The organism is Micromonospora sp. LZ34 (genome assembly GCF_052981855.1).
In genome coordinates this window covers 18,231-40,730 of sequence record NZ_JBRIQN010000037.1, presented here as the reverse complement: position 1 = coordinate 40,730, position 22,500 = coordinate 18,231, and the positions used below count along the sequence as shown (strand labels likewise).

The window sequence follows — 22,500 nt, the reverse complement described above, 5'->3', positions numbered from 1 at the left end:
CCAGGCACCCAGCTCCTGCCGATTCCGGATCTTCGAGGTTTCACGTGAAACGGCCGACCGCACCGCGCGTAGACCGGCTCTGGGGAGCCGCGCCGTCTGCCGTGGGATCAGGATGGCGTGGCCGCGGCCCACAGGGTCTGCCGCTGCGGTGCCCGTCCCGGCTGGCCGTTCCGGCGACACCCGTCCAGGACCGAGCAGTCGCTCCGGAGAAGATCGATACGACGTGGACGACCGGGAGAGAAACTCGTCTCGTCGACCCCTGACAAGCCGCACCGTGCGACCAAAAGTTATCCACACCGGTTTTCCACAGGCAGCCCCGTTTCACGTGAAACCCCGTGTGGAACAAGGTGTGTGCCTGTGGATGACGGGGGTGTGTTCGGCGTCTCGGCGACCTGTGGACATCCGGTGGACGGCCCTTGCCGAGGTTGCCGGGCCGATCGACGTCGGGCAAGCGACCGGGCGGAAAATGGCCGCTGATTCAGGTAGGGACAGCGGTGCCGGACTCGGTTAGGGTCAGCGTCGTGCAGGACACCCCTCCCTCAGTTCCGGACTTCACCCAGTGGCCGTCCTTCCCCTTCGAGGGCGACCTCCGGGTCAAGCAACTCGACGATCCGGTCCCGGTCGAACCGCCTCGCAAGGGTGAGGGACTCCGGGAATGCACCGCCTGCAAGGCGCCCGACGAGGCGTACATCTGGGTGGGTGAGCGTTGGCGGGTACGCGCCATGGACCGCCCCACCGGGCTGCCCATGGTGCTGATCCTCGAATCACGTTCGCACCTGGATCTCGGCGATCTGCCCAACCTGCTCGCCGCCGAGCTGGGCGTGATGACGGTACGGCTGGAGCGCGCCATCCGGTCGCTGGACGGCGTCGCCCGGGTGCACGTCAACCGTTGGGGCGACGGCTCGGCTCACCTGCACATGTGGTTCCTGGCCCGCCCGTACGGCCGGCTACAACTGCGCGGCACCTTCCTCTCCCTCTGGGACTCGATCCTGCCGCCGATCTCCGAGGCCCAGTGGCGGGAGAACCTGGCGATGGTGGCCGCCTGGCTCGCCGAGTTCGGTGGCCGACCGCTGGCCGAGCCGCCGCGCATCCAGTGGCAGGCACCCTCCAGCTTCACGGACGGAGTCCCGGCGATCGACGAGGCTGTGGACGACGAGACGACCTCGGTGATCGAGGCTGCGGCGGAGATCCCGGAGCCGGCGCCCGACACCGACACCGGCCCTGAAGCCGCGACCACCGGAACCGCCACAGCCGCCGAGAGCGCGGGAGACGAAGACACCGCTGACGCGGGCGCCGCATCCGCCGATGGCATTGCGGTGGCGGCCGGGAACGGCGAGGACGCGGAAACCTCCGGAGAGCCTGCGGCCGCCACTCCCGGGGTCGGCGCGACGAACGGCCGCCCAACCGGCATCAAGACCGCCGACGGTAAGCCCGCTGAGGGCTAGACCGCCGAGAGCCGAGCGGCCGCCGGGGTGTGCTGTCCCCTACCCGGGCGACCGGGGGGCCGCGCCACCCCGGGCCCGACCGGCCCGCGTCGACCGGAATCGGCCCGACGAGGCAGCCGGGCAGGAGCCCCGGTTCCAGGCGGTCAGCCCGACGACACAGTCGCTCCGACGACACAGTCGCTCCGACGAGGCGGTCGGGGAGAGTCAGGCGCGGCGGGTTGCCGCCCGGGTCACCAAGGATCCGAGCACCCGGCCGAAGTCGAGGCCGGCGGCTTGGACCGCGAGCGGCAGCAGCGAGGTCTCCGTCATCCCGGGGGAGACGTTGACCTCCAGCACGTGCGGCTGCCCGTCCGCGTCCACGATCAGGTCGACCCGGCTCAGGTCGCGCAGCCCCAGCGCGGCGTGGGCGGCGAGCGCCACCTCGGCCACCGCGTCGGCCACCGCCGGGTCGAGCCGGGCGGGGGTGTGCCAGGTGGTCCGGCCGGCCGTGTACCGGGCGGCGTAGTCGTACACCCCGTTGCGCGGCACGATCTCCACCGCCGGCAGGGCCCGCGGGCCGTCGCCCAGGTCGACCACGGAGACCGCCACGTCCATGCCCGGCACATACCGCTCGACCAGCGCCGTCGAGTCGTACGCGAAGCAGCCGACCATCGCGGCCGGCAGGGACGCGGCGTCCCGGACCACCGCGGCCCCCAGGCCGGAACCGCCCTGGGCGGGCTTCACCATCAGCGGCAGCCCCAACCGGTCCACGATCCGGTCCAGCACCGCCACCGCGCCCAGTTCGGAGAACCGGTCGTGCGGCAGCGCGACCCAGTCGGGGGTGGGGATGCCGGCCTCGCGGAGCATCGCCTTCGCGGACGGCTTGTCCCAGGCGAGGCGGGAGGCGCGGGCATCGCAGCCCACGTACGGGACGCCGCAGAGGTCGAGCACCCCGCGCAGCGAGCCGTCCTCGCCGGTGGCGCCGTGCAGGGCGATCACCACGGCGTCCGGCGGGTCGGCGGCCAGCGCGGGTAGCAGAGCGACGTCGGCGTCCCGCAGCTCGGCCTCGACACCCACGGCGCGCAGCGCGTCGAGCACCCGCCGGCCGGAGCGCAGCGAGACGTCCCGTTCGTAGGAGAGGCCGCCGGCGAGCACCAGCACGTGCAGGTCGGAGGTGACGGGGGAGCCGGTCACGACGGGATGTTCGGCAGCGGTGGCGCTCATGCCGAAATCATGCCAAGTCAGGTCCCGGGGTGTCGGAGCCGGCCTGCCCGCGCCGCACGCCGGGCCGGCCCACCGCGCCGAAGACCTTGCGCATGGCGATGTCCTGCTCCATCACGCCGGCCAGCCGGCGTACGCCCTCCCGGATCCGCTCCGGGGGCGGGAAGGAGAAGTTGAGCCGCATGTTGCCGGTGCCCGTGCCGTCGGCGTAGAAGCCGGTGCCCGGCACGTACGCCACCCGGGCCGCGATCGCCCGCGGCATCATCGCCTTGGAATCCAGCCCGTCCGGCAGGGTGGCCCAGACGAAAAGACCGCCGCCCGGGGTGGTCCAGGTGGTGCCGGCGGGCATCAGGTCCTCCATCGCGGTGAGCATCGCGTCCCGCCGCTCCCGGTAGACCTCCCGGTAGACCTTGAGCTGCTCCCGCCAGGGCATGGTCGACAGGTAGGTGGCGACGGCCGCCTGGGCGTAGCCGCTGGGGCAGAGGATCTGCGCCTCGCTGGCGATGACCAGCTTGTCCCGGACCGCGTGCGGTGCGAGGATCCAGCCGACCCGCAGCCCGGGCGCGAAGGTCTTGGAGAACGTGCTCAGGTAGAAGACGCCGTCCCGGCGGCGCGCCCGCAGCGGCGCCGGCGCCTCGCCCTCGAACCCCAGTTGGCCGTACGGGTCGTCCTCGACCACGAGCAGGCCGGCGCGTTCGCAGATGTCGAGCACCCGCTCCCGCCGCTCCTCGGTGAGCGTGACGCCGGTGGGGTTCTGGTAGGTGGGGATGGTGTAGAGGAACTTCACCCGGCGGCCGGCGCGCGCCTGCTCGGCGATGGCGACCTCGAGCGCCTCGGGGATCAGCCCGTCGTCGTCCATCGGCACGTGCACGACCTGGGCCTGGGCGGCCTGGAACACCCCGAGCGCGCCGACGTAGGTCGGCCCCTCGGCGAGCACCACGTCGCCCGGGTCGAGGAAGAGCCGGGCCACCAGGTCGAGCGCCTGCTGCCCGCCGACGGTGACCACCACGTCCTCCGGGGAGGCACCGCACGCCGCGTCGATGCCGGAGAGCGCCATCACCTCGCAGATCCGCTCGCGCAGCTCCAGGGTGCCCTGCCCGATGCCGTACTGGAGGGTGGTGGCGCCGTGCTCGGCGCCGAGCCGGCCGAGCATCTCGCCGACCGCGTCCAGCGGCAGCGCCGCGATGTAGGGGGCGCCGCCGGCGAGGGAGACCACCTCCGGCCGGCTGGCCACCGCGAAGAGCGCTCGGATCTCGGAGGCGGTCATGCCCCGGACCCGCCGGGCGTACCGGTCGGTGTAGTCGTCGAGTGTCGTGCCGGTCATGACATCACCTCGATGGCTGCTCGGGCGGCTCCCGTCCCGGTACTACCCGGGACACCGGCGACCATGGCGGCACGGGACGCCGACTGCCGATCGTAGTCGGCCGCCGCCCGGATGGCGCCGCCCCGGTGGCGGGCTTCCACATGCCGGACCCGGTGGCCGGTGCACCGGGGGTGGGCTTTCGCGCGTCCTCTCCCCTGGCGTCCGTTCGCGGCGTACGATCGCTGGTCGGGGGCAGGAAGGCGGCGGGGTCGTTCCGTGCCGGTTCACCACCGAGCCTAGTGTGGGGATGCGCCAATGTCGCGACGTCTGGTCAGTCTGACCCTGGACACGCTGGAGGACCTGCCCCGTCCCTGCCGGCAGTGCGTCTTCTGGGAGCTCGACCCGGTCTCCGCCGACCGGGCCTGCGCGGCGGGCGACCCGGGCCTGGAGAAGGAGGCCTGGGTCTCCCAGACGCTGCTGGAATGGGGCTCCTGCGGCAAGCTGGTGTACGTCGACGGCATGCCGGCCGGCTTCGTCATGTACGCCCCGCCCGCCTACGTGCCCCGCTCGATGGCCTTCCCCACCTCGCCCGTCTCCGCGGACGCGGCGCTGCTGATGACCGCCAACGTGGTGCCCGCCTTCGCCGGCGGCGGGCTGGGCCGGATGCTGGTGCAGGGCGTCGCCCGGGACCTCACCAAGCGCGGCATCAAGGCGATCGAGGCGTTCGGCGACGCCAAGTTCGGCGACGCCGCCGATCCGGCCGGCACGTGCGTGGCACCGGCCGACTTCTTCCTTTCGGTGGGCTTCAAGACGGTTCGTCCGCATCCCCGCTTTCCCCGGCTCCGGCTGGAACTGCGCACCGCGCTCAGCTGGAAGTCCGACGTCGAGTACGCGTTGGAGAAGCTGCTCGGCTCGATGAGCCCCGAGACGCTGCTGCGACCGGTCCGTCCGGCCCCGGCCACCCGCTCCTCCGCCACCGGCTGACCGCCGTCCCGCCCGGCCACCGCGGCCGCGACGAACGGCGGCAGGTCACCTCCGGCGCGCTCCGACGGCGCCCGGCCCACGGTCAGTCGGCCACCGTGCCCGCGGCCACCACCGCCCGCAGCTTGCTCACGTCGATCGAACCGGTCGGTACGTCCCGCTCGATCGGGAAGTACATCCGCTGCACCGCAGCCACGATCGCCTCGACCACCCGGTCCCGGAACCGGGGGTCCACCAGCCGGGCCCGGTCGACCGGCGAGGTGAGGTAGCCGACCTCGACCCGGACGGCCGGCATCCTGGTCAGCCGCAGCAGGTCCCACGCCTTGGCGTGGGTACGGCAGTCCCGCAGCCCGGTGCGCGCCACGACTTCCCGCTGCACCAGCCCGGCCAGCCGTTCGCCGGTCGCCGAGGTCACCCCGTTGTTGGTGCCGTAGTGGTAGGTGGCCACCCCCTCGGCGGCCGGGTTGGCGTGCCCGTCGGTGTGCAGCGAGATGAACACGTCGGCGCCGAGCGAGTTGGCCAGTTGCGCCCGGTCGACGTCGGGCAGACAGGTCCGCGGCGCCGGCCCGCGGGTGAGCTGCACCCGGACCCCGGACGCGGCGAGCCGCCCCTCCAGCCGGCCGGCCAGGTCGTGCACCAGCTCCGCCTCGGTCCAGCGCAGCGACCCGTCCAGCACCACGACGCCCGGGTCGGTGCCACCGTGTCCGGGGTCGATGACCACCGTCTTGCCGACCAGGGTGGGCCCGGACTGCCGGATCGCGTCCGACTCGCGCAACCACTGAGGCCGACCGCCGACCACCTTGCGGCCCAGCCGGCGCAGCGCGTCCATGGTGTGCGGCCCGCAGGAGCCGTCCGGGGTCAGCCCGACCTCGCGCTGGAACTGGGCGACCGCCCGGGCGGTACGGATGCCGTAGATGGCGTCCGCGCGGCCCACGTCGTACCCCATCTCCAGCAGGCGCTCCTGCAGCGACCGGACGTCCTCGCCGGTGAGCGGCTCGGGCACCGCGTGGTAGAGGGTGCGGGCGCCCAGTCGCCAGCGGGCCGCGTCCAGGGCGCGCCAGGTCTCCGCACCCACCCGCCCGTCCACGCTCAGCCCTCGGGACTGCTGGAAGGCCCGCACCGCACGTTCGGTGTGGGCGTCGAACTCGTCGCCCGGCCCGGGCGTCGGGGCGAGCAGGTCGAGGCCGGACAACACCGTACGGATCTCGGTCACCGCGGGCCCACGGTCTCCGGGTCGGATCGGACGCACGCACGACCCCCTCTGCGCGGATGCTGGCTGGCCGGGCCCCGCGGTCGCTGGACCGCGACTCCGACGGAGGTGCTCGCCTCGTTGACGGTTACCGGGGCGCGCCGGCCGACGGCGGCCCCGGCTTGAGGTTATGCGTTCTCCGACGCCGAGGTGCGGCCCGCCGGGAAAAAGCCGACCCCGCGCCCGGCGGACGCCGGACGCGGGGTCGGAAAAGGTCGTTTGTGCTGCTCAGAGGGCGGATTCGATCAGCTTGACCAGTTCGCCCTTCGGCTTGGCCCCGGCGATCGACTGCACCGGCTCGCCGTTCTTGAACACGGTGAGGGTCGGCACCGACATCACCCGGTAGGTCCGGGCGGTCTCCGGGTTCTCGTCGATGTTGAGCTTGACGATGGTGACCTGGTCACCCATCTCGCCGGCGATCTCCTCGAGCAGCGGCGAGATCTTGCGGCACGGTCCGCACCACTCCGCCCAGAAGTCCACCAGCACCGGCTTGTCGGACTTCAGCACGTCGGCCGCGAAGCTCGCGTCGGTGACCGACTTGGTTGCACCCACTATGACCCTCCTCCGGGGATGTGTATCTGTTGTTCAGCCCTGCAGCGTGGCGATGAACCGCTCGGCGTCCAGGGCGGCGGCACAGCCCGTGCCGGCCGCGGTGATCGCCTGCCGGTAGGTGTGGTCGACCAGGTCGCCGGCGGCGAAGACACCGGGCACGCTGGTCCGGGTGCTGGGCGCCTCGACCTTCACGTACCCCTCGCCGTCGAGTTCCACCTGCCCGCGGAAGAGCTCGCTGCGCGGGTCGTGGCCGATCGCCACGAAGACGCCGGTGACGTCGAGCACCTTCGCCTCACCGGTGTGCACGTTGCGGACCCGGACGCCGGAGACCTTGCCGTCGGAGCCGAGGATCTCCTCGACCACCGTGTTCCACTCGACCTTGATCTTCTCGTTGTTCATCGCCCGCGCGGCCATGATCTTGCTGGCCCGGAACGAGTCCCGGCGGTGGATGATGGTCACCGAGTCGGCGAACCGGGTCAGGAAGCTGGCCTCCTCCATCGCCGAGTCGCCGCCGCCGACCACCACGATGTGCTGGTTACGGAAGAAGAAGCCGTCACAGGTGGCGCAGGAGGAGACACCGTGGCCGAGGTACTCCTGCTCACCCGGCACGCCGAGCGGACGCCAGGCGGAGCCGGTGGCGAGGATGACCGCGCGGGCGCGGTAGGCCGTCTCGCCGACCCAGACGGTGCTGGTCGCCCCCGTGCCGGCGTCGCCGGTGTCCACCAGCTCGACCCGGGTGACGTCGTCGGTGAGGAACTCGGCGCCGAACCGCTCGGCCTGCTTGCGCATGTTGTCCATCAGCTCGGGACCGAGGATGCCGTCGGCGAAGCCGGGGAAGTTCTCCACCTCGGTGGTGGTCATCAGCGCGCCGCCGGACTGCACGCCCTCGATGACCAGCGGCTTGAGGTTGGCGCGTGCGGCGTAGACCGCCGCCGTGTAGCCGGCCGGCCCGGAGCCGATGATGATCAGGTTGCGGACCTCGTCCACTGCCGTCTCCCGATTGTGTGTGTTCGCCATCGGCACGCGCACCGACGCCGATCCGAGTGCCGACGCCTCGGGGGTGCCGGCAGCTACTTCCAGAACGTCATCGTACGAACCGGGGATTCCCGAGCCGGTCATCCGGTGGGTCAGGTCACGTGGACGGTCAAACGCCCGGTGACCGCGTTTTCACCCTACCCGCGTGCGGTACCGGGTGTCCGCGCCGGATCCCGGGACACCGCACTCGGGACCGCTCACCCAGGCCCACCGGGCGCCGGCGTCGTCGGTGAAGCGCACCACCAGCGCCGGCTGCCCCAGGAACCGGGCGTAGTCGACCACCTCGACCAGCAGCGGCCCGGCCCCGTGCTCGGTGCCGATCTCGCCCAGGCAGGCGGTCAGTGCGGCCTGGTCGCCGAGCCGGTCGAGGTTGCCCGGGCCGGCCATCCGACCGCCCTCCGCGTCGACGCGCGCCGGAGCGCCGCTCTGGAACTGCTGGGCCTTCGTCGCGAGGGCGCCGCCGAGCGTCTCCGGGGTGTAGTCCGTTCCGCTGCGCAGCGGTGCGGCGGTGGTGCGGTCCGGAGCGCCGGCCGCCGCCGGACCGGCCACCTCCGGCGTGGCCCGGGTCTCGGCGCTGTCGCTCATCGCCGTTCCGGCCGCCCCCTCATCGGACCGGCCCCCGGCGAGCTGGTTGACGCCCAGCCCGACCGCGGCGATCGACACCGCGGCGACCGCGACCGGCCCGGCGAGCCGGGTGAGCCGGCGCCGCCGCCGGCCCGGGCCGGTCGCCGCGCCGCGTCCCGGTTCGGACCGGGGTACGCCGGCGGGCCGCCGCCCGGAGCCGCCCACCGGCTGCGCCGGCACGACGGATCCAGCCCCGGCGGGTACGCCCGGATCGGCGGTAGCCGGGTCGGTCGCGGCGGGGTCGGCAGATTTCTCGTCGGTGTGCGCCCGCGTCGCCCCGGCCGGGTCCTCGATCGGCTGTGCGGCGAGCGCGGCCAGGATCCGGTCGGTCACCGTCGGCGGCATCGGCTCCGGGGCCTCGCCCCAGCCGGCCAGGCCGGCGCGGACGTCGGCGACGGCGGGAGCCAGCAGCGCGTGCGCCGCAGACCAGGCCGGGTCCTCGGCGACCAGCCGGGCGACGGTGGCCTCCTCGGGGGTGCCGTCCAGCGCCCCGCCGACGTAGTCGGCGAGCAGGTCGTGGTCGACCTCGCTGAAGCCCCCGGCGCTCACGCGTCCTCCTGGTTGGCATCCCGCCGGGAACGTCCCGACCCCGATCCGACGCCCTCGGAAGCCCGGGGGTTCCCGAGGGTGACGCCGGGCACGTCCGTGTCCGGCGCGCCCGGGTCGGCCGAGCGCGCCGGCTGGGCGGTGGTTCGCGGCCGGAGGTGACCGAGCATCGTGGCCAGCCGGGCCCGGCCGCGGGCACACCGGCTCTTCACCGTCCCCTCGGCGACGCCGAGGATCCGGGCCACCTCGGCCACCGGGTAGCCCTGCACGTCGACCAGGATCAGCGCGGCCCGCTGCTCGACCGGCAGCGCGGCGAGCGCCTCCCGGACGACCAGGGCGGTGTCGTGGTCCGGCGCCGGCGCGGCCGGCTCGACGCCCCCGGTGGCGGCGCCGGACTCCCGGTCGCGGACCCCGTCCGGCAGCGGCACGGTCGGATGGGCCTGCCGGCGGCGGATCCGGTCCAGGCAGGCGTTCACCACGATCCGGTGCAACCAGGTGGTGACGGCCGAGTCGCCGCGGAACCGGCCCGCCGCCCGGTGCGCCGAGAGCAGCGCGTCCTGGAGGGCGTCCGCGGCCTCCTCCCGGTCGCCGAGGGTGCGCAGGGCCACCGCCCAGAGCCGGTCACGGTGCCGGTGGAACAGCTCGGCGAAGGCGTCCCGGTCACCGGCCACGTGGGCGTGCAGCAGGTCCAGGTCGGTCGCCTCGGCCGGTGCCGAGGCGAGTGGCGGGCCGTCCGTCCGGCCCGCCGGCCCGGCGCCCGACCGCCCGCCGCGTGCGTCCATCATCACGTCCGGTGGATGCGTTGCCCGGGTCGCGGCGGCCGGTTCACGAACCCTGGACCTTGATTTCCTGGACGTCGATCTGGAAGCCCCGGTCGTTCGGGGGCAGCTTGGTGATCCACAACAGCAGGTACCGGTACTTCTGGTCGGCGTTGAAGCCGTTGAAGGTCATCGTGGTGCCGTCGTGTTCCTCGAACGCCCGGCCGACCGGCGTCTGCTTGTAGCTCGCCACGAGATCCTTGTCGCCGGCCGAAGTCGACGGCGGGTTGATCGTGCCGTAGTAGAGCTCGGCGGACGCCCCGCTGGCCGAGAGGATCGCCTGCACCGACTTCACGTTGTGCTCGGCGCCGAGGTCGATCCAGATGCCCATGCCGGACTTCCGGTTACCGAACTGCGGGGTGGTGTAGGTGTCGGTGCCCCAGCCCTCGTCCTCGTCGTTGTCGGCGACCTTGTCGGCGCCTTCGAGTTCGTCCCGCAGCTTGCTGTCCGGATCGATGATGCGGGCTTCGGCGATCTTCAACGACCGTACCGGCGCCGGCGGCGGGTTGGTGTCGGACGGTGCGCTGGAGGTGGGCGCGGCGACCGGGTTGGTCTGCGGGTCCTTGTCGTCGCCGCCCAGCGCGCTGATGCCGATCAGCAGGCCGACCAGGGCGACGGCGAGCAGGCCAGCGATGCCGATGGCCACCTTGCGACCACCGGCCGCGGCCAGCGGCGACGGCTCTTCCTCGCTGTCGGCGGCGAAGCGCAGCGGCCCGGTGTTGTCCAGGTACTGCTCGTCGGCGGGCACGTCCAGCCGGGCCAGTTCCGCCGCGAGCACGTCCGACGACGGCGGCGCGACCTCGGCGTCGAGCAGGTCCATGGTCAGGTCGTCGAGGTACGCCGGCACGCCGGCCCGGACCTGCCGGGGAGCGGCGAGCGAGCCGGTGGCGTCCCGGACGGCGTCGGGGATCGCGGCCCGCCCGTGACCGGCCGTGGCCCCGCGCAGCGGCGCCTCGGTGTGCGGCCAGTGCCCGGTCAGCGCGAAGTAGAGGACGCCGCCGACCGCCCGGATGTCGTTCTGCTGGCTGTCGTCGCGGTCGGTACGCGCGTCGGCAAGCACCACCCGGCCGTCGTCGCTGATCATGACCGTGCCGGGGTGGACGTTCCCGTGCACCATGTCGGTGGCGTGCACGGCGGCCAGCGCGCTGGCGACGGCGTTGCCGATGGTGGTCGCCCGGGCCGCGTCGAGCGGACCGTCGATGACCAGTTCGCGCAGGGAGCGCCCGTCGACCCACTCGCGGACCACGTACGCCCGCTCGCCCTCGTCGATCGCGTCGTAGACGCCGACCAGGTTGGGGTGGATGACCCGGCTGGCCGCCACGGCGGCCTGGAGCATCTCGGTGGCGGAGTCGCCACCCGGGTAGCGCAGCACGACCGCGACGGGACGGCGCAGCACCACGTCGACCCCGCGCCAGACCAGCCGGCCCGCGCTGTCGTTGTTGATGTGCTCGACCAGTTCGTACCGCTCGGCGAGGATCTCACCGGCCGTGGGAGCACCGAAGGTCATGACCGGAGGAGCGCTCTCGTCCGCGTCCTGACCCTCGCCGACCTGGGTCACCCGTCCTCCCTCGGTGATCGTGTCGATCGATGGACCCGCGCTGCTGGGCATGTGGCTTCCGCTCTGTGTTTCAAGGAGCCGGCCGACCGGTGTCGACGCGAGCGCCGGTGCGTGCCGTACCCGTCGAGAGCGACCTTACCCGGCGGGGCCGTCTCCCCGACATGTCATCTTCCCGCCGAGCCCGGCGGGGTTTCGGGAGTAGACGAACTCGTCCGGTTACGACCGTTGTCAGCCACGTTGCTGGCACATGTACTAACCAATCTAGAGGTAGACCGCAAGGGCCCGACGCAGGGGCCGGCCGTTGTGGTGGCCGCGCCGACGTCCGGGGGTTCCCCCACGATCGGCCACCATGCTCAGCCGTCCGGCTGGTTATCCACAGGCCGATCCGGTGACTGAGCGGGGAATCGCGGAGTTATCCACAGGCGCATCCCCAGGCTGGTGATCCACCGTCACGCACCGTACCGACGGGTAGGACGTGGTCAGCGGCCCAGCCGGCGGCGGACCATGCCGACCACCTCGGTGATCTCCCCGATCCGCAGCGCCATGGCCAGCCCGAGGTAGGTCCCGCCGATCACCGCGCCACCGACCACGAGTTGCGCGGCCGCCTCGCCCCAGCTCGGCGTGTCGTCGCCGGGAAGCAGGGCGACGACCAGGATCCCGACCAGCGCGGCGCCGAGGGCGGCGATCGCGACCCGGCCGAGGGTGCGCATGATGCCGCCGAGCCCGATCCGGCCGACCCGGGGTCGCAGCAGCCAGGCCGACGCGATCGCCGCGGCCAGGTAGGAGACCGCGTTGCCGATCATCATGCCGGCGGCGGCGAAGTGGGCGGCGAAGGCGGCGAAGAGGACGATCTGGACGCCGATCCGCAGCGCCACCACCGGGATGTTGATCAGCGCGGGGGTCCGGGTGTCCGGGAGCGCGTAAAAGGCGAAGGTGAAGAGCTGGCTGATCGCGAAGGGCACCAGCGCGAGCGCGGCGACCAGCAGGACCAGCGAGGTGTCGGCCGCGTTGTCGTCGCTGAACGCGCCGTAGCGGAACAGCGTCACCGACAGCGGCGTGGCCAGCACGGCGTAGCAGACGGCGATCGGGGCGAGCACCGCGGAGACCGTCCGGGTGCCGCGGGACAGGTCGGCGGCGAGGTCGGCGTACCGGCCGTCGGCGGCGGCCGCGCTCATCCGGGGCATCAGCGCGGTGATGATCGAGACGGCGATGATCCCGTGCGCCATCATCAGCAGCAGGAAGACGTTGTTGTAGATCAGCGCGCCGGCGTCCCCGTCGCCCGCCCGGTTGAGCAGGTTGAAGAGCACGATCAGGCCGATCTGGCTGACCGCGACGTAGCAGAACATCCAGGCGCCGAGACGGCCCAGCTCGCGCAGGCCGAGGGCGCGGAAGTCGAACCGGAACCGCCACCGGAAGCCGACCTTGCGCAGCGCCGGCAACAGGCCGGCGGCCTGGATCGCGACACCGAGCAGCGTGCCGCCGCCGATCAGCAGGATCCGCCCGATGGTCATGTCCTCCGGGCGGATGATCTCCGCACCGAAGATCGCGATGTAGAGCCCGGCGGTGGCGATCACCACGAGGTTGTTCAGGATCGGCGCCCACATCGGTGCGGCGAAGTGCCCCCGGGTGTTGAGCACCGCGCTGATCAGCGCGCTGAGGCCGGTGAAGAAGATCATCGGCAGCATCAGGTACGACAGGCTGGTGACCAGGTCCCGGTACTCGTCGCCGCGGTTGTCGCTGGTGTAGAGCGCGGTCAGCAGCGACGCGGCGGCCACCGCGACCAGCGCGGCCGCGGCGAGGGTCACCACCGCGAGGGTGAGCAGCCGCTGGGCGTACGCCTGACCGCCGTCGGTGTCGACCTTGCGCCGGCGCACCAGCACCGGGATCAGCACGCTGGTGAGGATGCCGCCGAGCAGGAACTCGTAGACCATCCCGGGCAGGATCTGCGCGGTGGTGTACGCGTCACCGACCAGCGCGCCGCCCAGCGCGGCGGTCAGGGCCAGCGTGCGCAGGAAACCGGTGCCCCGGCTGACCAGGCTGCCGATCGCCATCACCGCGCTGTTGGCCGCGGCGCTGCCCTCGGCGACCTGCTCCGGCGGCGGCGCCGTCGACTCCATGGCGGGCTGGTTGAGCGGCTCGGCGGAGATGAACGTGGCGCCGTCCGCCGGGGGCCGGCCACCGCCGTCGCCCGTGGCGTTCGCGCTGCGGTAGAGCCCGCCGCTCATCTTCTGGCCTCCAAGGGGTATGTCGGAGCCGGCACCGGCCCGCACGAGGATGACGATAGTCAACGCGCACCCGCTACCCGCGCCCGGCGGACCACAACCGCACCGGGACCGATAGGCTGGCGATCCCATGTCCGAAGCCTCCGCTCCCCATGCCGCCGACCGCCGCGACCTCACCGCCGCGCAGCGCAACGCCGTCGCCGAACTGCTCCGGGTCTCGCCGGTCGCCGACGAACTGGGTCGCCGGTTCGCGAACGCCGGCCACGAGTTGCACCTGGTGGGCGGTTCGGTGCGGGACGCCCTGCTCGGCCGGCTCGGCGAGGACCTCGACTTCTGCACCGACGCCCACCCCGACCAGACGCTGCGCATCGTCCGGGGCTGGGCCGAGTCGATCTGGGAGACCGGCCGCGAGTTCGGCACCATCGGCGTCCAGCGCGACGGGCTGCGGCTGGAGATCACCACCTTCCGCGCCGAATCGTACGACCAGGTCACCCGGAACCCGGTGGTCACCTACGGCACCGACCTGACCGAGGACCTGAAGCGGCGGGACTTCACCATCAACGCGATGGCGGTCAGCCTGCCGGAGCACCGGTTCACCGATCCGCACGGCGGGCTCGCCGACCTGGCGGCCAAGGTGATCCGTACCCCGGCGTCGCCGCGGGAGTCGTTCCGGGACGACCCGCTGCGGATGCTCCGCGCCGCCCGGTTCGCGGCCCAGCTGCGCTTCGCGGTGCACCCCGACGTGCACACGGCGATGACCCGGATGGCCGCCGACCTCGACCGGATCACCGCCGAGCGGGTCCGTGACGAGTTCACCAAGCTGCTCTGCGGCGCCGACCCGATCACCGGCCTGCGGTTGCTGGTCGACACCGGGCTGGCCGAGCGCTTCCTGCCCGAGCTCACCGGGTTGAAGCTGGAGATCGACGAGCACGCCCAGCACAAGGACGTCTACGAGCACACCCTCACCGTGGTGAGCAACGCCGTCTCGTACGAGGAGGACGGCTGCGACTTCGTGCTGCGGATGGCCGCGCTGATGCACGACGTCGGCAAGCCGGCGACCAAGGCGGTGGGCCCGGACGGCCGGGTCAGCTTCCACCACCACGAGGTGGTCGGCGCCCGGCTCACCAAGGCGCGGATGAAGGCGCTGCGCTACCCCAAGGACGTCACCGCCCAGGTGACCGCGCTGGTCGCGCTGCACCTGCGCTTCTACGGTTACGGCCGGGGCGAGTGGACCGACTCGGCGGTGCGCCGGTACGTCGCCGACGCCGGCGACCTGCTGCCCCGGCTGCACAAGCTGACCCGCTCCGACTGCACCACCCGCAACCGGCGCAAGGCGGCCCAGCTCGCGGCCGACTACGACGCGCTGGAGGAGCGGATCGCCAGGATCGCCGCCGAGGAGGACCTCGCCCGGGTCCGCCCGGACCTGGACGGCAACGCGATCATGGAGCTGCTCGGCGTATCGCCGGGGCCGGTGGTCGGGCGGGCCTGGAAGTACCTGAAGGACCTGCGCCTGGAGCGCGGCCCGCTGGACCGCGACACGGCCGAGGCCGAGCTGCTGCGCTGGGCCCGCGCCGAGGGCGTCGTCGACTGATCCGACGCGAAGGGCGTCGCCCCCGACCGGGAGCGACGCCCTTCGCCGTACGGTCGGCGCTACTTCGTCTCGACGGCGGTGGCGTCCACCGCCACCTTGCCGTTGCCGGGCGACGACGCCGAGCCGAGCCGGGCCAGCAGGCCGGCCAGGTCGATGCCGGTCAGGTCGCTGCCGAGCTGGAGCCCTTGCGCCACGTTGCCGGCCACCGACCTGGTCAGCGAGGAGGCGCCGTCGGTCGAGATCACGGTCATCTTGTCGATCGCGCCGATCGGGGCGCTGGCCGCCTCGACGACCTGCGGCAGCACCTTGACCAGCAGGTCCAGCACGGCCGCCTCCCCGTACGCGGCGAACGCCTCGGCCTTGCGGGCCATCGCGTCCGCCTCCGCCTGCCCCTTGGCGAGGATGGCCGCGGCCTCGGCCTGACCCTCCCGCTCGATCGCCTCGGCGATCGCGGAGCGCCGCCGCTGCTCGGCCTCGCCCTCCTTGGCGCCCTCGATCGCGTTGGCCTCGGCGAGCGCGGCCCGCCGGGCGCGCTCGCCCTCACCGGTGAGCCGGGCCTGCTCGGCGGCGGCCTGGGCGGCGGCGATGACCGCCTGCCGTTGCGCGTCGGCGGAGAGCACCGCCGCGTTGCGGGCCGCCTCGGCCTCCTGCTCGACCTTGTACCGGGCGGCGTCCGCCGGCTTGCGCACCTCGGTGTCCAGCTGGCGCTGCTTCAGCTCGGCGTTGCGCTCGGCCACCTTCTGCTGCTCGGAGAGGATCGCCTGGTCCCGTTCGGCCTGGGCGAGCGGCCCGGCGGCGGCGGACTTCGCCTTGGCCGCGTCGATCTCCGCCTGGATGGCGGCCTGCTTGAGCGCCAGGTTCCGGTTTGCCTCGGCGATCGCCTCCTCGGCGAGCAGCCGCTCCTGCTCCGCCTGCTGGCGGGCGCGGGCCTCGGCGATGGCCGCGTCCTTGAGCACCCGGGCCGCCTCCGGCCGGCCGAGGTCCTGCAGGTAGGAGCCCTCGGCCAGGATGTCCTGCAGCTGGAAGGTGTCCAGCACCAGGCCCTGGTTGGTCATCGAGTGCTCGGCCTCCTCGGCCACCGCGCTGGCGAACGCGGCCCGGTCGCGGATGACCTCCTCGACGGTGAGCCGGCCGACGATCGACCGCAGCGCGCCGGCGAGCACCTCCCGGGTGAAATCCTCGATCTCGTCCTGCTGGTGCAGGAAGCGTTGGGCGGCGGCGCGGATGGCGTCCTCGGTGCCGCCGACCTTGACGATCGCCACGCCGTGCAGCTCGGTGCGGATGCCCTGCTTGCTCACCGCGCCCTTGATCCCGACGTCGATCCGCCGGCTGGACAGGTCGAGCGACTGGAGCTTCTGCACGACCGGCAGGACGAAGACCGAGGCGCCGAGCACGACCTTCTGCCCGGACATGTCGGTCGACCGGCTGCCGTCGGCGGTCTGCGTGGTGCGGCCCTTGCGGCCGGTGACGATGAACGCCTCGTTCGGCCCGGCGACCTTGATCCGGGAGAGCACGAAGAGCACGAGGACGAGGACGAGGAGGACCGCGCCGCCGACGGCGATGAGAAGTGGCATGTAACCGTCCTGATCTTCAGTAGGTGGGGGGTTCAGTAGGTCTCGACGTGCACGCTGGTCTCGCTCAGCGCCTCGACCACGAAGATCTGGGCGCCGACCGGGATCGGCCGGTCGGCCCGGGCGTTGAGCTTGACCGGCTGGCCGGCCACGCGTACCCGGACCTCGCCGTAGCCGTCGACGGGCACCGGGGTGACCACCAGGCCGAGCGCGCCGACCAGGTGGTGACGGTTCGGGGTCGCGTCGGTGGGCATGTCACGGGCGGCCTTGCTGAGCCGGGCCGCCACCCACGCGGTGGGCACGGCCGCGAGGACCCCGCCGGTCACCGCCGCCGCGATCGCGCCGGGGCCGCCCCCACCGAGCAGTTCGTTGACGATCGCGGCGCCGAAGCCGAACGCCCCGGTGAACCCGGCGACCGTCTCGACCGACACCGGCCCGTCCAGGTCGGGTTGACCGACGTGGAGCAGTTCGGCGCCGAGCAGGGCGAGCGCCAGCACCGCGACGCCGATGCCGCCGATGATGAGGAAGAGCAGCGTCCCCGTGGCCACGATCGGCACGGTATCGACGCCGCGCAAGGTGCCGGCCGGTATCTAGCTATTGACAAGATAGCCGGTTCGGGGCCAATCTTGACACCGACAAGACGGAGGTGTCCCCATGTCCTCGGCAACCCTCACGACCGCCGGCATCCTGCTGATCACCGTGGTCGCCGTCGCGTACGGCGGCCTGACCCTGCTCACCCACCTGGCCCAGCGCAAGGCCGGCTACCTGGACAACCCGGTCCGCCGGGGCCTCTGGACGGCCGGTCACGCCCACGCCGGGGTGCTGGTGCTCTTCGCGCTCGCCGTACTGCCCTACGTCGACCAGGCCGACGCGTCCGACGGCACCCGCACGCTGATCCGGTCGCTGCTGGTCGCGGCGCCGATCCTGATGCCGCTCGGCTTCTTCCTCTCGGTGGTCCGGCCGCAGGACACCCGGCCCAACAAGCTGATCTGGCTGACCGTGGCCGGCGGGGCCTGCCTCTGCGCCGGCGCGCTGCTGCTCGGCGTGAACCTGCTCTGAGCCCTCGGGGCCGGCGAGCCCGGATCGCGGCGTCAGCCCCGGCCGGGCGGCAGCGGAACCGAGTCGCCCGGCTGTACGTACCAGGCCGCGCCGGCCGGGACGGGCCGCCGGAAGAAGGCGTTCGCCGGCGGGAGGGCGAGCAGGAGCAGCGCGAGCAGCAGCGCCAGCGGTGCGCCGGCGCCCATCACCACCAGCAGCGGTTCCAACCAGACGGGCATCCGCTCCCGCGCCAGTTCCGAGATCCGGTCCAGGTCGTCAGGCGAGTAGATGAAGGAGAGCGGCCGCGGAGTACGCAGGATCCCGACGGCGGCGCAGCAGACGAGGAACGGCCCGCAGGCACAGGAGGCGATCCGGGTGCCGTTCACCCCGGCGGCGGTGAAGCCGGCCAGCACCAGGAAGGCCACTGCCAGAAGGGCGGTGACCAGGTCGGCCGCGAGTTGCCCGACGACACCGAACGCCGCGAACGCCACTCCGCCGGCGGCGTCGAACGACTTCTCGGCGTCGTAGTAGAACTCCTGGTGCCAGTAGGTCAGCGGGAGCACGGCCAGTTGCGCGACGCCGGCCAGGCCGAGCAGCACGCTGGCGGCCGTCACGGTGCGGGGGCGGGGCGGCCGAACGGCCCGGGGATCCCCGCCGAATGCGCTTATGACCGGATTATCGACGGCCGCCTCCGCCCCTCGCCGTCCCTGATCCGGTGGCGGTGGTCACCGGGCGGCCGCCGGCGTGGCCGGACCTGTCGGACCGGTGGGCGACAATGGGTGGATGCGTTGGACCGTGCTCGACTCGCCGATCGGGGAGTTCTCCGTGGCCACCGAGGGCGGCAGCGTCCGCGGCACGCACTTCGGCCGGGTCGCCGGCGCCGCCGACGAGCCGACCGACGAGTTCTCCCGGCGCGCGGTCGCGGAACTGCGCGCCTACTTCGCCGGCGAGTTGACCGAGTTCGGCCTGCCGCTGTCGGTGCCCCGGGGCTCCGACTTCGAACGGGCGGTGTGGCGGGAGATGACCCGCATCCCCTACGGCGAGACGCTCACCTACGGCGAGGTGGCCCGCCGAGTGGGCGACGCCGGCGCCGCCCGGGCGGTCGGGGTGGCCTGCAACCGCAACCCGATCCCGGTCATCGTGCCCTGCCACCGGATCGTCGGGGCGGGCGGAAAGCTGGTCGGCTTCGGCGGTGGACTGCCGCGCAAGGTGACGCTGCTGGAGCTGGAGGCGCGGGTCGCGCTGCAACGCGCCTGGTCGTGAGCCAGGGAAATTCGGCGACTTCCGACTGCAACCCGTTCACACGCCGGGCCGTTCCCCTGACACAAGAAGCGGCGTCCGCCACCGAACGGGGAGATCATCGTGAGCAGAGACCAGGACCGCACCCTCGACCGTCGCCTCCTGCTGCGTCGGGCCGGCACCGTCGCCGCCGGGCTCGCCGGCACGGCGGCGGTCGGCGCCACGGCAGCGGCCCCGGCCCAGGCCGCGCCGGGTGACCCGGTGCTCCAGGGGCGGGTCAACGAGGCGGACAACAACCCGACGACCCTGCGCGGCGGCTCGGCCACCTCCGCGACGCTCCGACTGGAGAACCCGCACGTCCAGCCCGACGCGGAGGGCGTCCTGATGGCCGGCCCGGCGCTGCGCCTCACGCCCAGCGGCCAGACCATTTCCGAGCTGGCCGAGGTGGGCTCGGTGTCGATGGACCGGACCGGCACCATCTGGGCCGTGACCGGGGAGATCGGGGACTTCAAGTTCCGCGAGTACGTCCGGACGAACGCCAACTCGAACGTCACCGTCCCGGTTGTGCCGCAGCGGCTGATCGACACCCGTACCGTCGCCGGGCGTGCCCGCATCGTCAATGCCGCCGGGAAGCTGGACAGCTCGGGCCGGCTGCTGGCCGGCAACACGATCCACGTCGACCTGCGGGACTTCGTCCACAACGGTGACGCCGTGCACGGCAACGTGACCGTGACCGGCCCGCTGGCCGCCGGGTTCGTCCAGATCTTTCCCTACGGCAGCCCGCGCCCGCCGGCGTTCTCGACGATCAACTTCCAGGCCGGCCAGACCGTGTCGAACGCCTTCCTCTGTGGCATGGGCCGGGTGATCGAATACATCTCCGTCCACGCGCAGCGCACCACTAACGTGATCATCGACGTGGTCGCGTTCGTCGTCGGTCCCGGTCAGGTCAACCCGGCCATCCTGCCGTCCGACGGCGACCCGGCCCCGTCGGACCAGCGAGAGCGGCGCAGTGCCAAGCCGTCCTGGGTGAAGTAGCCGCGGCGTACGCGACGGGGGCCGGGTCCGTACGGACCCGGCCCCCGGCGGTGCTGCTGGTCAGCGCGTCAGCGCTCGACCTCACCGGCGATGAACGCCTCGACGGCGGCGTGCGCGTCGTGGTCGGCGTACTGCACCGGTGGGGACTTCATGAAGTACGACGAGGCGGACAGGATCGGGCCGCCGATCTTGCGGTCCAGCGCGATCTTCGCGGCCCGGACCGCGTCGATGATGACGCCGGCCGAGTTCGGCGAGTCCCACACCTCGAGCTTGAGCTCGGCGTTCAGCGGGGTGTCACCGAACGAGCGGCCCTCCAGCCGGATGTAGGCCCACTTGCGGTCGTCGAGCCACGGCACGTGGTCGGACGGGCCGATGTGTACGTCGCTCTTGCTCATCTCGTGGGGGATCTGGGAGGTGACCGACTGGGTCTTCGAGATCTTCTTGGAGACCAGGCGGTTGCGCTCCAGCATGTTCATGAAGTCCATGTTGCCGCCGAAGTTGAGCTGGTACGTGCGCAGCAGCTCGACCCCGCGGTCCTCGAAGAGCTTCGCCAGCGCCCGGTGCACGATGGTGGCGCCGACCTGGCTCTTGATGTCGTCGCCGACGATCGGCAGCCCCGCGTCCTCGAACTTCTTGGCCCACTCGGGGTCGGAGGCGATGAAGACCGGCAGGGCGTTCACGAACGCGCAGCCGGCGTCGATCGCGGCCTGGGCGTAGAACTTGTCGGCCTGCTCGGAGCCGACCGGCAGATAGGAGACGACGACGTCGACCTGCGCGTCGCGCAGCGCCTTGGCCACGTCGACCGGCTCGGCGTCGGACTCCTCGATGATCTCGCGGTAGTACTGGCCCAGCCCGTCGAAGGTCGGACCACGCTGCACGCTGACGCCGGTCGGCGGCACGTCGCAGAGCTTGATGGTGTTGTTCTCGCTGGCGACGATCGCCTCCGCGAGGTCCATGCCCACCTTCTTGGCGTCCACGTCGAACGCCGCGACGAACTCCACGTCCGAGACGTGGTAGTCGCCGAAGGTGACGTGCATGAGACCCGGGACGCGGTCGTTCGGGTCGGCGTTCCGGTAGTACTCCACGCCCTGTACGAGGGACGAGGCGCAGTTCCCCACACCGACGATGGCGACGCGGACGGAGCCCATAGCGTCTGCCTCCTTCTTCTTCATCACGGCCGCTCTTTCCTGGACTCTCCAGGCGGAGGCGGGCTGGTGTCTTCTCGTCGGCCGCCGGCCGTCCCGGGCTGCGGGACCGTCGGGGCACGGCCGGAGCGCTCGTTGGCGATGAGCTCCTCCAGCCAGCGAACCTCGCGCTCACAGGCCTCCAGCCCGTGGCGCTGCAGTTCCAGGGTGTACGCGTCGAGGCGCTCGGCCGCCCGGCCGAGCACGTCACGAAGCCCTTCGCGACGTTCCTCGATCTTGCGGCGGCGACCCTCCAGAATGCGCAGTCGGGTCGCCTGATCGGTCCGGGCGAAGAACGCGAAGTGCACGCCGAAGCCCGTGTCGTCGTACGTCTCGGGCCCGGCCTGCGCGATGAGTTGGGCGAAGCGTTCCTTGCCCTCCGCAGTGATCTTGTAGACCACCCGACCTCGTCGGCTGGTCAGCGCGGGAACCTCCTCGGCGGTGGCGGGTGTCTCGGCGGCCTCGGTGATCCAACCCGCCGCCTGCAACCGGCGCAGGGTCGGGTAGAGCGAGCCGTAGCTGATCGCCGCCCGGATCGCACCGAGCTTCGCGGTCAACTCCTTGCGCAGCTCGTAGCCGTGCATCGGAGACTCCTGCAGCAGGCCGAGGATGGCGAGCTCGAGCACGGGCCACCCTTCCCTTACCCTGTGCGGGGAGTGCTAACCGCCGCGATGTATCGGACCGATACATCGCACGTTAGCGGTTCACGGTGATCAGGGCAAACCCCGAATCCGCGTTCCCACCGTCACGCATCGTCACCACGGTCGCCTCGTTCGACGAGACCGCGTACCCTCTTCCGCATGCGTACGCAGCGCCAGGTCGTCGACTACTCGCTCCAGAAGCGAGCGGTGCTGCGTGAGCTCCTCGCCGGGCGGGTCGGCACCTACGACGTCTGCGACGCCTCGCCGTACCTGAAGAACGCCGCTCGCTTCCACGGCGAGCCGACCGACGAGCGGTGCCCGATCTGCCGGAGCGAGAACCTGATCCACGTCCACTACATTTACGGGGACGAACTCAAGCAGTCCGCCGGCCAGGCCCGGACGCTGGCGGAGTTGCCCGTACTGGCGATGACGCTGCGTGAGTTCCAGGTCTTCGTGGTGGAGGTGTGCCTCGGCTGTGACTGGAACCATCTCGTCGAGCAGTTCCTGCTCGGGCGGGACGGGCTGACCGGCGGTGGCGAGGGCGGGCCGGAACAGGACGCGGTGGGCGGCGGGCACGCCGCCGGCGCCGCTCCGGCCAATCGGCGGAGGCGAGAGGCGCAACGGTGATCCCAGCTCGTTCGGTTGACCCCGGCATCGTGGAGGAGAGA

21 protein-coding genes are annotated in these 22,500 nt (G+C 72.4%); 7 read left to right on the top strand and 14 right to left on the bottom strand.

The features are described 5' to 3' along the window. The first annotated feature begins 521 nt into the window (after nucleotides 1-521). The gene (locus tag ACVCAH_RS28755; RefSeq protein ID WP_447139356.1) at nucleotides 522-1,445 is read left to right on the top strand and encodes a hypothetical protein; all 924 of its coding nucleotides are present in this window, start codon (nucleotides 522-524) and stop codon (nucleotides 1,443-1,445) included. Nucleotides 1,446-1,649: 204 nt separating this feature from the next. On the opposite strand, the gene ACVCAH_RS28750 is transcribed toward ACVCAH_RS28755, so the two are convergent. Both ACVCAH_RS28750 and ACVCAH_RS28745 read right to left on the bottom strand, forming a co-directional pair. Then, a complete protein-coding gene (locus tag ACVCAH_RS28750) occupies nucleotides 1,650-2,648 on the bottom strand; it encodes a D-alanine--D-alanine ligase family protein (RefSeq protein WP_447139355.1) in 999 nt (332 codons plus the stop codon). A 7-nt stretch (nucleotides 2,649-2,655) separates the two neighbouring features. Next, the gene (locus tag ACVCAH_RS28745; protein WP_447139354.1) at nucleotides 2,656-3,969 is read right to left on the bottom strand and encodes an aminotransferase-like domain-containing protein; all 1,314 of its coding nucleotides are present in this window, start codon (nucleotides 3,967-3,969) and stop codon (nucleotides 2,656-2,658) included. A 294-nt stretch (nucleotides 3,970-4,263) separates the two neighbouring features. Here ACVCAH_RS28745 and ACVCAH_RS28740 point away from each other — a divergent pair, with 294 nt between their 5' ends. Further along, a complete protein-coding gene (locus ACVCAH_RS28740) occupies nucleotides 4,264-4,932 on the top strand; it encodes a GNAT family N-acetyltransferase (protein WP_447139353.1) in 669 nt (222 codons plus the stop codon). An 82-nt stretch (nucleotides 4,933-5,014) separates the two neighbouring features. Here ACVCAH_RS28740 and ACVCAH_RS28735 read toward each other — a convergent pair whose 3' ends face one another. From ACVCAH_RS28735 to murJ, 7 genes are all read right to left on the bottom strand, one after another. Beyond that, the gene (locus ACVCAH_RS28735; RefSeq protein WP_447139352.1) at nucleotides 5,015-6,178 is read right to left on the bottom strand and encodes an N-acetylmuramoyl-L-alanine amidase; all 1,164 of its coding nucleotides are present in this window, start codon (nucleotides 6,176-6,178) and stop codon (nucleotides 5,015-5,017) included. A 228-nt stretch (nucleotides 6,179-6,406) separates the two neighbouring features. Beyond that, nucleotides 6,407-6,730 (bottom strand): thioredoxin, encoded by a 324-nt coding sequence (trxA, locus tag ACVCAH_RS28730; protein WP_447139351.1) that lies wholly within the window; start codon nucleotides 6,728-6,730, stop codon nucleotides 6,407-6,409. Between the two features lie 33 nt (nucleotides 6,731-6,763). Beyond that, the gene (gene trxB / locus ACVCAH_RS28725; RefSeq protein WP_447139350.1) at nucleotides 6,764-7,717 is read right to left on the bottom strand and encodes a thioredoxin-disulfide reductase; all 954 of its coding nucleotides are present in this window, start codon (nucleotides 7,715-7,717) and stop codon (nucleotides 6,764-6,766) included. 180 nt (nucleotides 7,718-7,897) lie between these two features. Beyond that, nucleotides 7,898-8,938 (bottom strand): hypothetical protein, encoded by a 1,041-nt coding sequence (locus ACVCAH_RS28720; protein WP_447139349.1) that lies wholly within the window; start codon nucleotides 8,936-8,938, stop codon nucleotides 7,898-7,900. Next, entirely contained in the window at nucleotides 8,935-9,720 is a 786-nt protein-coding gene (sigM, locus tag ACVCAH_RS28715) for an RNA polymerase sigma factor SigM (protein WP_447139378.1), read from the bottom strand. Before sigM ends, ACVCAH_RS28720 begins: the two co-directional genes overlap by 4 nt. A 40-nt stretch (nucleotides 9,721-9,760) precedes the next feature. Further along, nucleotides 9,761-11,362 (bottom strand): protein kinase family protein, encoded by a 1,602-nt coding sequence (locus ACVCAH_RS28710; protein WP_447139348.1) that lies wholly within the window; start codon nucleotides 11,360-11,362, stop codon nucleotides 9,761-9,763. 428 nt (nucleotides 11,363-11,790) lie between these two features. Next, nucleotides 11,791-13,536: a murein biosynthesis integral membrane protein MurJ gene (gene murJ, locus ACVCAH_RS28705; RefSeq protein WP_447139347.1), complete on the bottom strand. Its 1,746-nt coding sequence runs from the start codon at nucleotides 13,534-13,536 to the stop codon at nucleotides 11,791-11,793. Between the two features lie 127 nt (nucleotides 13,537-13,663). Between murJ and ACVCAH_RS28700 the strand changes: the two genes are divergently transcribed. After that, nucleotides 13,664-15,124, top strand: a complete 1,461-nt coding sequence (locus ACVCAH_RS28700) for a CCA tRNA nucleotidyltransferase (RefSeq protein ID WP_447139346.1) — start codon at nucleotides 13,664-13,666, stop codon at nucleotides 15,122-15,124. A gap of 59 nt (nucleotides 15,125-15,183) precedes the next feature. Here the strand turns inward: ACVCAH_RS28700 and ACVCAH_RS28695 are convergent, their stop codons facing one another. Both ACVCAH_RS28695 and ACVCAH_RS28690 read right to left on the bottom strand, forming a co-directional pair. Next, entirely contained in the window at nucleotides 15,184-16,698 is a 1,515-nt protein-coding gene (locus tag ACVCAH_RS28695) for a flotillin family protein (protein ID WP_447139345.1), read from the bottom strand. Between the two features lie 32 nt (nucleotides 16,699-16,730). Continuing rightward, nucleotides 16,731-17,252 carry a hypothetical protein gene (locus ACVCAH_RS28690; protein WP_447139344.1) on the bottom strand — a complete coding sequence of 174 codons (522 nt, stop codon included), beginning with the start codon at nucleotides 17,250-17,252 and terminating at the stop codon, nucleotides 16,731-16,733. A 97-nt stretch (nucleotides 17,253-17,349) separates the two neighbouring features. Here ACVCAH_RS28690 and ACVCAH_RS28685 point away from each other — a divergent pair, with 97 nt between their 5' ends. Beyond that, nucleotides 17,350-17,754 (top strand): hypothetical protein, encoded by a 405-nt coding sequence (locus ACVCAH_RS28685; RefSeq protein WP_447139343.1) that lies wholly within the window; start codon nucleotides 17,350-17,352, stop codon nucleotides 17,752-17,754. Nucleotides 17,755-17,786: 32 nt separating this feature from the next. Here the strand turns inward: ACVCAH_RS28685 and ACVCAH_RS28680 are convergent, their stop codons facing one another. Then, nucleotides 17,787-18,347, bottom strand: a complete 561-nt coding sequence (locus ACVCAH_RS28680; protein WP_447139342.1) for a hypothetical protein — start codon at nucleotides 18,345-18,347, stop codon at nucleotides 17,787-17,789. 169 nt (nucleotides 18,348-18,516) lie between these two features. Here ACVCAH_RS28680 and ACVCAH_RS28675 point away from each other — a divergent pair, with 169 nt between their 5' ends. Together ACVCAH_RS28675 and ACVCAH_RS28670 are read left to right on the top strand one after the other, a co-directional pair. Next, nucleotides 18,517-18,996 carry a methylated-DNA--[protein]-cysteine S-methyltransferase gene (locus ACVCAH_RS28675; protein WP_447139341.1) on the top strand — a complete coding sequence of 160 codons (480 nt, stop codon included), beginning with the start codon at nucleotides 18,517-18,519 and terminating at the stop codon, nucleotides 18,994-18,996. 99 nt (nucleotides 18,997-19,095) lie between these two features. After that, nucleotides 19,096-20,007, top strand: a complete 912-nt coding sequence (locus ACVCAH_RS28670) for a hypothetical protein (protein WP_447139340.1) — start codon at nucleotides 19,096-19,098, stop codon at nucleotides 20,005-20,007. 68 nt (nucleotides 20,008-20,075) lie between these two features. On the opposite strand, the gene ACVCAH_RS28665 is transcribed toward ACVCAH_RS28670, so the two are convergent. After that, entirely contained in the window at nucleotides 20,076-21,155 is a 1,080-nt protein-coding gene (locus ACVCAH_RS28665) for an inositol-3-phosphate synthase (protein ID WP_447139339.1), read from the bottom strand. A 23-nt stretch (nucleotides 21,156-21,178) separates the two neighbouring features. Further along, nucleotides 21,179-21,817, bottom strand: coding sequence for a PadR family transcriptional regulator (locus tag ACVCAH_RS28660; protein WP_447139338.1), 639 nt, complete (start codon nucleotides 21,815-21,817; stop codon nucleotides 21,179-21,181). A 174-nt stretch (nucleotides 21,818-21,991) separates the two neighbouring features. On the opposite strand from ACVCAH_RS28660, the gene ACVCAH_RS28655 reads away from it, so the two are divergent. Further along, nucleotides 21,992-22,459, top strand: coding sequence for a DUF5318 domain-containing protein (locus tag ACVCAH_RS28655; RefSeq protein ID WP_447139337.1), 468 nt, complete (start codon nucleotides 21,992-21,994; stop codon nucleotides 22,457-22,459). The last annotated feature ends 41 nt before the right edge of the window (nucleotides 22,460-22,500 follow it).

Coding starts and splice junctions, on each gene's coding strand:
- ACVCAH_RS28700 (WP_447139346.1), top strand. CDS start 13,664: ATGTCCGAAGCCTCCGCTCCCCATGCCGCCGACCGCCGCGACCTCACC.
- ACVCAH_RS28665 (WP_447139339.1), bottom strand. CDS start 21,155: ATGGGCTCCGTCCGCGTCGCCATCGTCGGTGTGGGGAACTGCGCCTCG.
- ACVCAH_RS28750 (WP_447139355.1), bottom strand. CDS start 2,648: ATGAGCGCCACCGCTGCCGAACATCCCGTCGTGACCGGCTCCCCCGTC.
- murJ (WP_447139347.1), bottom strand. CDS start 13,536: ATGAGCGGCGGGCTCTACCGCAGCGCGAACGCCACGGGCGACGGCGGT.
- ACVCAH_RS28685 (WP_447139343.1), top strand. CDS start 17,350: ATGTCCTCGGCAACCCTCACGACCGCCGGCATCCTGCTGATCACCGTG.
- sigM (WP_447139378.1), bottom strand. CDS start 9,720: ATGATGGACGCACGCGGCGGGCGGTCGGGCGCCGGGCCGGCGGGCCGG.
- ACVCAH_RS28740 (WP_447139353.1), top strand. CDS start 4,264: ATGTCGCGACGTCTGGTCAGTCTGACCCTGGACACGCTGGAGGACCTG.
- ACVCAH_RS28675 (WP_447139341.1), top strand. CDS start 18,517: ATGCGTTGGACCGTGCTCGACTCGCCGATCGGGGAGTTCTCCGTGGCC.
- ACVCAH_RS28695 (WP_447139345.1), bottom strand. CDS start 16,698: ATGCCACTTCTCATCGCCGTCGGCGGCGCGGTCCTCCTCGTCCTCGTC.
- ACVCAH_RS28745 (WP_447139354.1), bottom strand. CDS start 3,969: ATGACCGGCACGACACTCGACGACTACACCGACCGGTACGCCCGGCGG.
- ACVCAH_RS28655 (WP_447139337.1), top strand. CDS start 21,992: ATGCGTACGCAGCGCCAGGTCGTCGACTACTCGCTCCAGAAGCGAGCG.
- ACVCAH_RS28710 (WP_447139348.1), bottom strand. CDS start 11,362: ATGCCCAGCAGCGCGGGTCCATCGATCGACACGATCACCGAGGGAGGA.